A 13967-nucleotide genomic window follows, 5' to 3' on the forward strand; every position below is an offset into this window, starting at 1 on the left:
TCTCCGTCATGTGCCTGTCGCCTGAGGCCGTAATATCTGGCGGCCTCATAAAAAATTAAAACTCTTTTCGCAGCCAGCTATTAAGTCGCTTGATCCACGAGCCAACTGATGCCGTAACACGTTTTTCCACTTCTGCTTCACCGTTTAAGTGGGACTCTTTCCCGTAGTGAAGCAATCCCACCGCCGTTGAGTAATACGGCTCCTGGGCATAATCCGTCAGACCGGTGATATTCAGCGGCGCGCCGATACGCACCTGCGTATGAAACACGCGCTGAGCGCAAGCAGCAAGCCCTTCGATTTGCGCCGCTCCGCCGGTTAACACAATCCCCGCCGCCAGGTGATGTTTTACCCCTTGTTGGCGAAGCTGTTCCTGTAATTGCAATATCTCTTCGTTGACCAGATTGAGCAGCTCGGTGTAACGCGGCTCAATCACTTCCGCCAGCGTCTGACGTTGCAGGCTGCGCGGCGGACGCCCGCCTACGCTCGGTACTTCAACGCTCTCGTCTTTACCGACGATGGAACCCAACGCGCAACCGTGGCGGACTTTAATGGCTTCAGCATCGCTCGGCGGCGTACCAAAGGCATAAGCGATATCGCTGGTCACCACGTTCCCCGCGTAAGGGATCACTTTGGTATGACGCAGCGCGCCGCCAGTATAAACGGCGATATCCATTGTACCACCGCCGATATCCACGACACAGACGCCCAGTTCACGTTCATCTTCCGTTAACACGGAATAACTGGCCGCCAGTCCGGCAAATATCAGTTGGTCAACTTTCAGACCACAACGTTCAACAGCTTTGACAATGTTTTTTGCCATATCGTTGTGGCAGGTAATCAAATGTACTTTCGCCTGCATACGCACGCCGGAAAGACCGACCGGATTTTTAATGCCTTCCTGGTAGTCAATGGCGTACTCCTGAGGAATCACATGCAGCACGCGATGTTCATCGCGCACGCGCACTGACTTCGCAGTATGCACGACGTTTTCCACATCTTCCTGCGTCACTTCCTCTTCGGAAATGGGCACCATACCAATTTCATTCTGACAGCTAATATGTTTGCCGGAAAGCGCCAGATATACCGAGGAGATCTGGCAATCGGCCATCAATTCCGCCTGGTCAATGGCGCGCTGAACGCATTTCACCACTGACTCAAGGTCATTCACCCCGCCTTTATCCATACCCCGCGATGGGCAACTGCCCACGCCAATGATATTGACCATACCGTCGGGCAGAACTTCCCCTACTAAAGCGGCAACCTTCGCGGTGCCAATCTCCAGTCCTACTACCAGTTTTCTGTCCGTCGCCTTGATCATTGTTGTTCTGCCTGTGCCTGATTCTGTTGCTGATTAGATTCCTCAGGGGGGAGCGGCGCCCAGCCAACTGCCGCACCTGAGTCATAACGCAAATCAACGTAGCTAATCCGTTTGCCATCGGTTTGCGCCTGCTGCTGTAAAACCGGATAGAGTTCTACAAAGCGAGCCAACCTTTTCATCGTATCGCCCCTGCCGAGATTGAGCTTAATGCCGTTATTAAGCGTCAATTGCCAGGAGCGACGTGCGGTCATCGCCGCTTCCTTTAGAGTGAATTTATCCTTAGCCAGCACCTGCCCCATCTCGCGGTATCCCTGCAACACTTCACTCGCGCTGCCTTCCGGGCCGTACAACATGGGTAAAACCTGTTTGCCGATGCGGTCTGACGGCACGCTGAAGGTGTTCCCTTCAGCATCGACCATATGTTGATCATTCCAACGCGCAATCGGCACATATTCAACCAGATGAATCTTCAATTCATCAGGCCACTGTTTTCTGACGCTGGCCTGTTTAATCCACGGCAAACGCTCAATCTGGCTCTGGATAATGTTCACATCCTGCGTCATGAAGGTTCCCGGCGCGCCCAGAGCCAGTATCGCCTGACGGATATCATCGTTACGCGTGTAGTGACGCTCGCCGGTTAATACCAGCTTTGATAACGGTAAACGCTGCGCATCTTCCATCCACCCTAACACGACCCACCCGCTAACAAACACGGTGCACAGTACCGTCAGCAGAAATAAAATACCTGCAAGACGCGTTCCATTATTGCGGCGTGAAGAAGGTGTCTCTTCATCACTGTTTCGCGTGTTCAGCGCAGCCTGCGACATATCAGTCCGCCAACTCCAGAATTCGTACCACTAACTGCGAGAAGCTCATTCCCGCCTGACGCGCCGCCATCGGCACCAGACTATGGCTGGTCATCCCTGGAGATGTATTGGCTTCCAGCAGATAAAACTGACCATCGCTGTCCAGCATGACGTCAATACGCCCCCATCCCGTGCAGCCTAAAGCTTTCCATGCCTGCAGGACGAGAGACTGTAGCGCGGCTTCCTGGGACGCTTCTAAACCGGCAGGGCAGAAATACTGAGTCTCATCAGAGAGATACTTCGCCTCATAATCATAGAAGGTTCCTGCCGGTTGGATACGAATTGACGGTAAAATTTCTTCGCCAACTATCGCCACCGTAAATTCCGGACCGCACAGCCATTTCTCAATCAGTATTTCGTCATCATGCTGAAAAGCCAATGATAACGCACCCTGTAAAGCATTTTCTTCTACTACTTTCGTCATACCGACGCTGGAGCCTTCACGGCTGGGTTTGACAATTAGCGGTAAACCCAGCGCCGAAATTCGCGCTTTTTGTTCTTCGCTAAGGCCTTTTTCAAACTCAGCGCGCGTCAGCGCGACCCACGGCGCAACCGGTAAGCCTGCGCCCTGCCACAGCAATTTACTGCGCAGTTTATCCATGGAAAGCGCCGAGGCCATCACACCGCTGCCGGTATAAGGCAGGCCGAGCAGTTCAAGCATTCCCTGTAAGGTGCCATCTTCACCGCCGCGGCCATGCAACGCAATAAAGGCCTTCTGAAAGCCCATTGCTTTAAGCTGCGCGACATCGACCTCTTGCGGATCGACGGGATGCGCATCAATGCCGCCTTCACGTAACCCGGCCAACACTGCCGCGCCGGAATTTAACGAAACGTCCCGCTCCGCAGAGGTTCCGCCCAACAGGACCGCGATTTTATCAGCCATGTTGCTCTTCCTCCTGGATTTGCGGCTTCAGCTTGATTTCAGATAAGTAACGCGCAATTTTGCCAACATTTCCTGCGCCTTGCACTAATATCAAGTCGTTACCCGTCAGCACCGGCGCTAACATTGTCGCAACCTGAGCCGGATCGGAAACCAGAATTGGGTCAATTTTTCCCCGATTACGAATCGTGCGACATAAAGAGCGGCTATCCGCGCCCGGAATCGGCGCTTCGCCCGCCGGGTAAACGTCCAGCATCAGCAGCGCATCAACCTGGGTCAGCACATTGGCGAAATCGTCATACAGATCGCGCGTGCGCGTGTAACGGTGCGGCTGAAACAGCATCACCAGGTTTTTATCCGGCCACCCTGCTCGCGCAGCTTTAATGGTGGCGTCTACTTCAGTCGGATGATGGCCATAGTCATCCACCAGCATCGCCGTCCCGGCTTTACCATTCACCGGCTCAAGCGGGAACTCGCCGAGGAAGTCAAAACGACGCCCGGTCCCCTGGAAGCTTTCCAGCGCGCGCAGGATAGCGTCATCGGCGATGCCTTCTTCGGTCGCTACCGCCACTGCCGCAGCGGCATTCAGGGCATTGTGGCGACCCGGCGCATTCAACGTGACATGCAGATCCGGCATTCCCTGGCGCAACAGCGTAAAGTGCCCCTGCGGCCCTATCTGCTGATAATCTTCTACGCGGACGTCAGCATCCTCGCTAAAGCCATACGTCGTGGTCTGACGCCCCACCCGCGGCAGCAACTCGCGGATGACCGGATCGTCGACGCACATTACCGCGCGACCGTAGAACGGCAGGTTATGCAGGAAGTTAATAAACGTCTGCTTTAAATTTTCAAAGTCGCCATGATAGGTATCCATATGGTCGGCTTCGATGTTGGTGACGATCGCGACCATCGGCTGCAAATGCAGGAAGGATGCGTCGCTCTCATCTGCCTCGGCAATCAGGTAACGACTATGGCCCAGACGCGCATGAACGCCTGCGGCTTTCACCAGTCCGCCATTCACGAAAGTCGGGTCCAGCCCCGCTTCGGCATAAATACTGGACACCATCGCGGTCGTTGTGGTTTTTCCGTGCGTCCCGGCAATGGCGATGCCGTGGCGAAAACGCATCAGTTCCGCCAGCATTTCCGCACGGCGAATAACCGGAATACGCGCTTCATGCGCCGCGACAATTTCCGGGTTATCCGCGGAAATTGCGCTGGAAACGACGACCACGCTGGCATCACGCACATTTTCCGGACGATGATTAAAGAAAATCGTCGCCCCCAGGCTCGTCAACTGCTGGGTCACCGGATTCGGCGCTAAATCGGAACCACTGATCTGATACCCTTCATTGGCCAGAACTTCGGCAATACCGCCCATACCAGCACCACCGATGCCGACAAAGTGAATGTGCCGAACGCGACGCATTTCGGGCACGATGGAACGCAGTTTTGCCAGTTGTTGTGTATTCATTCTTTACGCCATTAACTCCAATACCCGCCATACTTCAAATTGCAGATGCGTTGGCTTGCCTGCAACCCAAATTATTGAGGGTAGAAAAACCCTGCGATGCAAAAGGCACCGCCACAAATTATGTCCGGGCAACCCGGCTGACTTCACTGGCGACGCGTTCGGTAGCATCCGGAATGGATACCGCGCGGGCACGCTCCGCCATGGTTAACAACGCCTCGCGCGACCACCCCGCCAGGGTGTCGGCGACAGCCTCTACAGTAAACTGCGGCTGCTCAAAAATCTTAGCTGCGCCGGCGTTTTCTAACGGCAGCGCATTCCAGTACTGCTGCCTGTCTTTATGCTGAAACGGCACAAATATCGCCGGTAATCCGGCGGCGGCGATCTCGCTCACCGTTAAAGCGCCGGAACGACATACCACCACATCCGCCCACGCATAGGCGGCGGCCATGTCATCGATAAATTCCGTTACCTTATGCTGCGGTTGTCCCGCCCCGGCATATGCCTGCTCTACCGTGAGCTGCGCGCCTTTTCCGCTTTGATGCCAGATTGTAACCGTATCGCCCAGTCTGGCGGCAACCTGCGGCATCGTCTGGTTCAGGACTCGCGCCCCCTGAGAACCGCCGACCACCAACACGCGAATCGGGCCGTCACGACCGGCCAGACGCACCTGCGGCAACGGCAACGCCAGTACGTCGGTACGCACCGGGTTACCCACCACTTCCGCGTTCGGGAACGCACCGGGAAACGCCTGCATCACCGTGGTCGCGATTTTGGCCAGCCACTGATTGGTTAGTCCGGCGATACCGTTTTGCTCATGCAAAACGACCGGAATACCCAATGACCAAGCAGCAAGACCGCCGGGGCCGGAAACATAACCGCCCATTCCCAGTACGACATCCGGCTTAAACCGCTTCATGATCGCCCTCGCCTGCCGCCAGGCGTTAAAAATCCGCAGCGGCGCCGCCAGAAGCGCTTTTACGCCTTTACCGCGCAGACCGGAGATCCGAATAAAGTCAATGTCGATGCCATGCTTCGGCACTAAATCCGCTTCCATACGATCGGCGGTACCCAGCCAGCGAACCTGCCAGCCCTGGGCCATTAAATGATGCGCAACGGCCAGTCCCGGGAACACGTGCCCGCCGGTACCGCCCGCCATCACCATTAACCGCTTCGGTTGACCACTCATCGAGAACCTCGTGTAAACGCCTGCGCTTTTTCCAGACGCGTTTCATAATCAATACGTAATAAAAACATAATGGCCGTCGACATAATCAACAGACTCGACCCGCCATAACTGATCAGCGGCAGCGTAAGACCTTTGGTCGGCAGCATCCCCGCGGCCGCGCCAACGTTTACCAGCGCCTGGAAACTAAACCAAATACCGATAGAACACGCTAAAAATCCGGAAAAACGGTGGTCAATCTCCAATGCCTTACGGCCAATCGACATCGCGCGAAAAGCGACGAAGAATACCATTAAAAGCGCCAATACCACACCGATATAACCCAGTTCTTCCCCAATAATGGCGAAGATGAAATCGGTGTGCGCCTCCGGCAAATACTCCAGTTTCTGCACCGAATTCCCCAGCCCTTGCCCCCATATCTCACCGCGACCAAAAGCCATCAGCGACTGCGTCAGCTGATAACCGCTGCCGAACGGATCTTCCCAGGGATTCCAGAACGAGGTAACGCGGCGAATACGATACGGTTCGGCGAGGATTAACAGAATCACCGCCGAGATGCCCATCCCGATAATGGCGATGAACTGCCATAATTTCGCCCCGGCGAGAAACAGCATCGCCAGCGTGGTGACAAACAGTACGACCACCGTCCCGAGGTCAGGTTGCGCCAGCAGTAACACCGCCAGCACCAGAATCACGCCCATTGGTTTTAAAAAGCCGCGCAGGTTATTTCGCACCTCATCAACCTTACGCACCAGATAGTTCGCGAGGTAGCAGAACAGCGACAGCTTGGTAAACTCCGCAGGCTGAATACGCAGCGGCCCCAGCGCAATCCAGCGCGACGCCCCGTTGACCGAGCTCCCGACGACCAGCACGATAAGCAGCATAATGATCGACGCTATCAGCATCGTCGTGCTGTATTTTTGCCAGAAGGTCATGGGCAAACGTAGCGTGACCATCGCCAGACAAAATGCCAGGAAGATATAGAGCGCATCACGTTTGGCAAACAAAAACGGATCGTTCGCCAGGCGCTGCCCGACTGGCATGGAGGCCGACGTCACCATGACAAAACCAATCGCCGCCAGCCCGAAGGTCAGCCATAGCAGCGTGCGGTCATACATGATCAGACTGTCGGCGTCTTTATCGCGCGAAGCCATCACCCAGCCTTTAAGCGCCGCAAACAGCCAGGCCAGGAGGCCAAAGCCTGGTACGCGCGGCATTCTCAGACGGGGGAGAGATAAACGCATCAACCTAACTCCTTCGCCAGACGGGTAAAGACATCGCCCCGTTGCTCAAAATTTTTAAACTGATCGAGGCTGGCGCAGGCGGGCGACAACAGCACCATATCACCCGGCTGAACGCGCGGCGCCAGCAAACGCATCGCCTCTTCCATCGTCTCAGTCTGTTGGGCGATTTCCGGACGCAGTGCGGCAAGCTGCGCGCCATCGCGCCCAAAGCAATACAGGCGGATACGATCGCCGGTCAGATAGCGCGCCAGCGGAGAAAAGTCTGCCGACTTACCGTCGCCGCCCAGCAGCAGATGTAGCGTACCGTCCACATGCAAACCGTTTAGCGCCGCTTCGGTACTGCCGACGTTGGTCGCTTTCGAGTCATTGATCCAACGTACGCCGTTATGCTCCAACGCCAGCTGGAAGCGATGCGCCAGACCGGTAAATGTCGTCAACGCCTTCAAACTGCTGGCGCGCGGCAGACCTACGGCATCCGCCAGCGCCAGCGCCGCTAACGCATTGGTATAGTTATGCTGACCGGAAAGCTTCATCTCTTTCACGTTCAGCACCTTCTCGCCTTTGACTCGTAGCCAGGTTTCGCCCTGCTGACGATTAAGGTGATAATCACCCATATTGACGCCAAAGCTGACGCAGCGCTCATCGGCCCCGCGAACCGGCATCGTCAACGCGTCATCGGCATTCACTACGCACACTTTCGCCTTCTCGTAGACGCGCAGTTTCGCCGCCCGGTACTGTTGCAAACCAAACGGATACCGGTCCATATGATCTTCAGTGACGTTGAGCACCGTTGCCGCCGCCGCTTGCAAACTTGAGGTGGTTTCCAGTTGGAAACTGGATAATTCCAGCACGTACAATTCGCGATCGGCATCCAGCAGCATCAGCGCCGGAAGACCGATATTGCCGCCAACGCCGACATTGACGCCCGCCGCTTTCGCCATCTCGCCCACTAAGGTGGTCACGGTGCTTTTGCCGTTCGAGCCGGTGATGGCCACAATCGGCGCTTGCGCTTCGCGGCAAAACAGTTCGATATCGCCGACAATTTCCACTCCAGCGCTGGCGGCAGCGCTAAGAGAGGGATGCGCCAGGGCGATGCCAGGGCTGGCGACGATTAAATCCGCCGCTAAGAGCCACTCGTCGTTCAGGCCGCCAACGTGACGCTCAACCTCTTGCGGCAGCTTATCCAGACCCGGCGGCGTCACGCGAGTATCCATCACCCGCGGCGTCACGCCGCGGGCGAGAAAAAAGTCCACGCAAGAGAGTCCGGTTAAGCCCAGACCGATAATGACGACGTTTTTGTCCTGGTAATCAGCCATGATTAACGTACCTTCAGCGTTGCCAGGCCAATCAGCACCAGCATCAGCGAAATAATCCAGAAGCGCACAATCACGCGCGGTTCCGGCCAGCCTTTCAGTTCATAGTGGTGATGGATAGGCGCCATACGGAAAATACGCTGTCCGCGTAGTTTAAAGGAACCCACCTGCAGAATGACCGACAGAGTTTCCACCACAAAGACGCCGCCCATAATCACCAGCAGGAACTCCTGACGCAGCAGCACGGCGATAATGCCCAACGCGCCGCCCAACGCCAGCGATCCGACATCGCCCATAAAAACCTGCGCCGGATAGGTGTTAAACCACAAGAATCCTAATCCCGCGCCGACAATCGCCGTACAGACAATCACCAGCTCGCCCGCATGGCGTAAATACGGAATATGCAGGTAATTGGCGAAGTTCATGTTCCCGGTAGCCCAGGCCACCAGCGCAAAGCCGGCGGCAACGAAAACAGTCGGCATAATCGCCAGACCATCAAGCCCGTCGGTCAGGTTTACGGCGTTACCCGTACCGACGATGACAAAGTAGGACAGCAAAATGTAAAACAGCCCCAATTGCGGCATAACATCTTTAAAGAACGGCACCACCAGTTGGGTCGCGGGCGTGTCTTTCCCGACGAGATAAAGCGCAAAGGCCACGCCGAGCGCGATAACCGACATCCAGAAATATTTCCAGCGCGCAATCAGCCCTTTGGTATCTTTCCGCACCACTTTGCGATAGTCATCGACAAAACCGATAATGCCGTAGCCGATCAATACCACCAGCACGCACCAGACGTACGGGTTAGACGGGTAAGCCCATAACAGAACGGAAATCACAATCGCCGTCAGGATCATGATGCCGCCCATCGTCGGCGTACCGCGTTTACTGAAGTGCGATTCCGGGCCATCGTTACGTACCACCTGGCCAAAAGAGAGTTTTTGCAGACGAGCGATCATACGCGGGCCCATCCATAAAGAGATGAACAGCGCGGTCAACAGGCTGACGATGGCGCGAAACGTCAGATAAGAAAAGACGTTAAAGCCGGAATAATATTTGACCAAATGCTCGGCCAGCCAAACTAACATGAACCTTTCTCCTGTAACGCATGAACCACATCTTCCATCGCGGCGCTGCGTGATCCTTTCACTAAAATAGTCATCATTGGTTGCTCCTGAAGCAGAGCGTGTAAACGCGCAATGAGCGCGGCTTTATCGGCAAAATGTTCGCCGACGCCGCTGGCGTGGCTGATAGCCTGACTGAGTTTTCCGGTGCTTAACACGCGATCAATACCCGCCGCTTTTGCGGCCTCGCCAACCTGGATGTGGCACGCTTCGCTTTCTGCGCCCAGCTCGGCCATATCGCCTACCACCAGCACGCGGTAGCCGGGCATTTCAGAAAGGACCTGCACTGCGGCGGTCATCGAACCGACGTTGGCGTTATAAGCGTCATCCAGTACCAGTTGGTTTTCACTTAGCTGAATCGGGAACAGACGCCCGGGTACAGCTTTTAACGCCGCCAGCCCTGCTTTAACCGCCGTCAGCGTCGCCCCCACCGCCATTGATAAAGCAGCGGCCGCCAGCGCGTTGGCAATATTGTGCCGCCCCGGCAACGGCAGCAGCACATCAATGCTGCCCATCGGCGTTTGCAGGGTAAATTCGGTACCGTGTGACGTCACGTGGATATTCGCAGCGGTAAAGTCGCTGTTTGCCGCATTCGGCGAAAAGCGCCACACCTGACGATCGCCAATAATGCTTTGCCAGTTCAGCCAGTCATTATTATCGGCATTCATAATCGCGATACCGTTCTCAGGCAAACCGGTATAGATTTCGCCTTTCGCTTTCGCCACGCCGGCCAACGAGCCGAAACCTTCCAGATGCGCCGCCGCCAGGTTATTGACCAGCGCCGCTTCCGGGCGCGTCAGGCTAACGGTCCAGGCGATTTCTCCCTGGTGGTTAGCGCCTAACTCGATTACCGCATAGTCATAATCATGGTTTAAGCGCAGCAGCGTTATCGGAACGCCGATGTCGTTGTTAAAATTGCCTGCGGTATACAGAGTATTTCCGCACTGGCTAAGAATCGCGGCGGTCATCTCTTTGACCGAGGTTTTGCCGGACGAACCGGTTAACGCCACCACCCGCGCCGGTACCTGCATACGTACCCAGGCGGCCAGTTGGCCAAATGCCTGACGCGTGTCTTTTACAATCACCTGCGGGAGATCGATATCCAGAGGACGACTGACCAGCAGGGCGCCAGCGCCGTTCGCTTTTGCTTTATCAGCAAAATCATGCGCATCAAAGCGTTCCCCTTTCAGCGCCACGAACAGGCATCCCGGCGTCACTTTCCGTGTGTCGGTAATGACCGTATCGAGCGTGAGATCCGCCCCGCGGTGTTCGGCGCCAAGGACATCGGCAATTTTGCTGAGCGTTACGCTAATCATGCGATCACCCCCAGCAAACGCGCTGCGGTCACGCGGTCTGAATAATCAAGACGCTGCGTGCCGACAATCTGGTAATCCTCGTGCCCTTTACCTGCAATCAGCACGACGTCATTGTCTTTTGCCTGCATAATGGCATTGGTTACCGCCTCAGCGCGGCCTTCCATTACCCTGACCTGCCCGGCGTCCAGCATTCCGGCCAGAATATCGTTGATAATGGCGCGCGGCTCCTCGGTACGCGGGTTATCGTCAGTCACCACGACGATATCCGCGAATTCTTCGGCAATGGCCCCCATGAGTGGGCGCTTACCTTTGTCACGATCCCCGCCACAGCCAAAGACGCACCACAATTTTCCGGCGCAGTGCAGGCGCGCCGCCTGCAACGCTTTTTCCAGCGCATCCGGCGTGTGCGCGTAATCCACCACCACCGTCGGTTTACCAGGCGCAGTGAACACTTCCATACGCCCGCAAACCGGCTGCAAACGCGCGGCGGTTTTCAGCAAATCCGTTAACGGATAGCCCAGCGCCAGCAGCGTCGCCAATGCCAGCAGTAAGTTGCTGACGTTAAACGCGCCCATCAGGCGGCTTTCGATTTCGCCTTCACCCCAGCTTGAAGCAAAACGAATCGTCGCTCCGCGGTCGTGGTACTCCACCGCCTCCGCTTTCAGCCAACGACCGTGACAGTTAGGGTTGATATGCCCTTCCATTGATACCGCGACCGCATCGGGTAGCGACGCCAGCCAGCGGCGTCCAACTTCATCATCGGCGTTGACGATTGCCTGACCGTGATGGTGGGTGGAATAAAGCATCCATTTTGCCGCCTCGTAATGCGCCATATCGCCATGATAGTCGAGATGGTCGCGGCTCAAATTAGTAAACACGGAGGCGGCAAATTTCAGCGCTGCCACGCGATGCTGCACCAGGCCGTGAGAAGAGACTTCCATCGCGCCGAAGGTCGCGCCCTGCGCAACCAGACTGGCCAGCACATGCTGAACATCCACTGCGGAACCGGTTGTGTTCTCCGTCGGGATCACTTTACCCAACAGTCCGTTACCTACCGTCCCCATCACTGCGCTGGTTTCGCCGAGCAACTGGCTCCACTGCGCCAGTAGTTGGGTGGTGGTGGTCTTGCCATTGGTGCCGGTCACCGCCACCAGACGCATGTTTTCAGATGGCTCATGGTAAAAGCGGCCCGCCAGCGCAGATAAACGCTCATTGAGCTGGCTGAGATAGACGACCGGTACGCCGTGCATTTCGCGAATCTCACCGTCGCTCGCCTCGTCTTTCGCCTCTGCAATAATGGCAGCTACGCCTTGCGCTATCGCCTGCGGGATATATCGACGCCCGTCCGCCTGATGACCCACCACTGCCACAAAGAGATCGCCCGCCGCAGCCACACGGCTGTCGAGCGTCATCTCTCGCAGTTCTCGCGCGGGTAGTCCAGCCACCCACGGAGCAAGAAGGTCGCGCAAATTACGATCTGCCACCTGTTCCCTCGCCTTGATTAATTACGAATTCATTTTTTTCGCCCGTTGCCAGCGCGTCCGGTTCGATGTTCATGGTGCGCAGAACGCCGCCCATGATGGCACCAAATACCGGCGCGGAAACGGCGCCGCCGTAGTATTTACCCGCCTGCGGATCGTTGATGACAACCACCAGCGCGAAGCGCGGCTGACTCGCAGGCGCGACGCCTGCGGTGTAAGCAATGTATTTGTTGATGTAGCGACCGTCCGGCCCCACTTTTTTCGCCGTACCGGTTTTAATCGCGATACGGTAGCCTTTAATTGCCGCCTTCACGCCGCCGCCGCCCGGCAGCGCCACGCTTTCCATCATATGCACCACGGTGCGTACGGTGGATTCAGGGAAGATGCGTTCGCCGGGTACAGGCGGATCAACTTTGGTAATCGACAGCGGGCGATAAATGCCATAGCTGCCGATCGTTGCATAGACTCGCGCTAACTGTAACGGCGTTACCATTAGCCCGTAGCCGAAAGAGAAGGTGGCCCTCTCTATGTCGGACCACCGTTGTTTTTGAGGATATAAGCCACTGCGTTCTCCGACCAACCCCAAATTGGTCGCCTTTCCTAGCCCAAAACGTGAGTAAGTATCTACTAACGCTGAGGACGGCATCGCTAACGCCAGTTTGGATACACCGACGTTACTCGACTTCTGCAGAACCCCGGTCAGGGTTAATTCGCTGTAGCGCGCCACGTCTTTAATTTCGTGGCCGTTAATTCGGTATGGAACGGTATTCAACACCGTATTTTCGTTGACGATACCGCGCTGAAGCGCAGTCATCACCACCATCGGCTTAACCGTAGAACCCGGTTCAAACACGTCGGTGATGGTACGGTTACGCATCGCGTCTTTCGGCGTACCGGCAAGGTTGTTGGGGTTATAGGAAGGGCTATTCGCCATCGCCAGTACTTCACCGGTATTGACATCGACCAGCACCGCGCTACCGGATTCCGCCTTGTTAAACGCCACCGCGTTGTTCAGTTCGCGGTAAACCAGCGCCTGTAAGCGTTCATCAATGCTTAACGCCAGGTTGTGCGCTGCCTGACTGTCAGTGGAGGAGATATCCTCAATCACGCGACCATAGCGGTCTTTACGCACGATTCGCTCGCCAGGCTGACCGGTAAGCCACTTATCAAAACTCTTTTCAACGCCTTCAATCCCCTGGCTGTCGACGTTGGTAAAACCGATGAGGTGAGCGGTTACTTCTCCTGACGGGTAGTAGCGGCGGGACTCTTCACGCAAATGAATCCCCGGCAGTTTGAGTTTTTTGATGTAGTCCGCCATGTCAGGATTTACCTGGCGCGCCAGATAAATAAAACGCCCTTTCGGGTTGGCGTTGATACGGGCGGAGAGCTGATCGAGCGGGATATTTAGCGCAGTAGAAAGCGCTTTCCAGCGATCGCCGACGCTGATGCCGCCAGCGTCATGAACTTCTTTCGGGTCGGCCCAAATCGCCTTAACCGGTACGCTGACCGCCAGTGGACGCCCGGAACGGTCGGTAATCATACCGCGTGAGGTGGAGACTTCCTGAACACGCAGCGAACGCATATCGCCCTGACGCACCAGCATATCCGGGGCGATAATCTGTAGCCACGCCGCGCGTCCAAGTAAAAAAACCAGCGCCAGTAAAATACAGCCGCACAGCAACGCAAAACGCCAACTGATGAAGTTGGTCTGTTCTTCTTGGCGTTTCGATTTTTGCGTTTTTGCCGCTGCTTTCATGCGTCGCGTTTATCC

Annotated in this window: 11 protein-coding genes; all 11 read right to left on the bottom strand. The window is 56.0% G+C overall.

The genetic code is table 11. The annotated features are described in order from the left end of the window. Window positions 1-55: 55 nt before the first annotated feature. A complete protein-coding gene (gene ftsA, locus LDB27_RS18090; protein ID WP_000588463.1) occupies window positions 56-1318 on the bottom strand; it encodes a cell division protein FtsA in 1263 nt (420 codons plus the stop codon). Then, the gene (gene ftsQ / locus LDB27_RS18095) at window positions 1315-2145 is read right to left on the bottom strand and encodes a cell division protein FtsQ (protein ID WP_000075728.1); all 831 of its coding nucleotides are present in this window, start codon (window positions 2143-2145) and stop codon (window positions 1315-1317) included. Before ftsQ ends, ftsA begins: the two co-directional genes overlap by 4 nt. Window position 2146: 1 nt before the next feature. After that, window positions 2147-3067, bottom strand: coding sequence for a D-alanine--D-alanine ligase (locus LDB27_RS18100; protein WP_000763892.1), 921 nt, complete (start codon window positions 3065-3067; stop codon window positions 2147-2149). After that, entirely contained in the window at window positions 3060-4535 is a 1476-nt protein-coding gene (gene murC / locus LDB27_RS18105; protein ID WP_001096070.1) for a UDP-N-acetylmuramate--L-alanine ligase, read from the bottom strand. The genes LDB27_RS18100 and murC overlap by 8 nt, the downstream gene beginning before the upstream one ends. Window positions 4536-4653: 118 nt before the next feature. Continuing rightward, complete coding sequence (gene murG / locus LDB27_RS18110) at window positions 4654-5721, bottom strand: undecaprenyldiphospho-muramoylpentapeptide beta-N-acetylglucosaminyltransferase (protein ID WP_000016613.1); 1068 nt, start codon at window positions 5719-5721, stop codon at window positions 4654-4656. Continuing rightward, window positions 5718-6962 carry a cell division protein FtsW gene (ftsW, locus tag LDB27_RS18115; RefSeq protein WP_001239803.1) on the bottom strand — a complete coding sequence of 415 codons (1245 nt, stop codon included), beginning with the start codon at window positions 6960-6962 and terminating at the stop codon, window positions 5718-5720. Before ftsW ends, murG begins: the two co-directional genes overlap by 4 nt. Next, the gene (gene murD, locus LDB27_RS18120; protein WP_000796443.1) at window positions 6962-8278 is read right to left on the bottom strand and encodes a UDP-N-acetylmuramoyl-L-alanine--D-glutamate ligase; all 1317 of its coding nucleotides are present in this window, start codon (window positions 8276-8278) and stop codon (window positions 6962-6964) included. Before murD ends, ftsW begins: the two co-directional genes overlap by 1 nt. A 2-nt stretch (window positions 8279-8280) precedes the next feature. Continuing rightward, entirely contained in the window at window positions 8281-9363 is a 1083-nt protein-coding gene (mraY, locus tag LDB27_RS18125; protein WP_000964138.1) for a phospho-N-acetylmuramoyl-pentapeptide-transferase, read from the bottom strand. Further along, the gene (gene murF, locus LDB27_RS18130; RefSeq protein ID WP_000626639.1) at window positions 9357-10715 is read right to left on the bottom strand and encodes a UDP-N-acetylmuramoyl-tripeptide--D-alanyl-D-alanine ligase; all 1359 of its coding nucleotides are present in this window, start codon (window positions 10713-10715) and stop codon (window positions 9357-9359) included. The genes mraY and murF overlap by 7 nt, the downstream gene beginning before the upstream one ends. Then, window positions 10712-12199, bottom strand: coding sequence for a UDP-N-acetylmuramoyl-L-alanyl-D-glutamate--2,6-diaminopimelate ligase (gene murE, locus LDB27_RS18135; RefSeq protein WP_000775073.1), 1488 nt, complete (start codon window positions 12197-12199; stop codon window positions 10712-10714). The genes murF and murE overlap by 4 nt, the downstream gene beginning before the upstream one ends. Continuing rightward, a complete protein-coding gene (gene ftsI, locus LDB27_RS18140; RefSeq protein ID WP_000642235.1) occupies window positions 12186-13952 on the bottom strand; it encodes a peptidoglycan glycosyltransferase FtsI in 1767 nt (588 codons plus the stop codon). The genes murE and ftsI overlap by 14 nt, the downstream gene beginning before the upstream one ends. Window positions 13953-13967 lie beyond the last annotated feature (15 nt).

The organism is Salmonella sp. JXY0409-18 (assembly GCF_020268625.1).
Classification (GTDB): domain Bacteria; phylum Pseudomonadota; class Gammaproteobacteria; order Enterobacterales; family Enterobacteriaceae; genus Salmonella; species Salmonella enterica.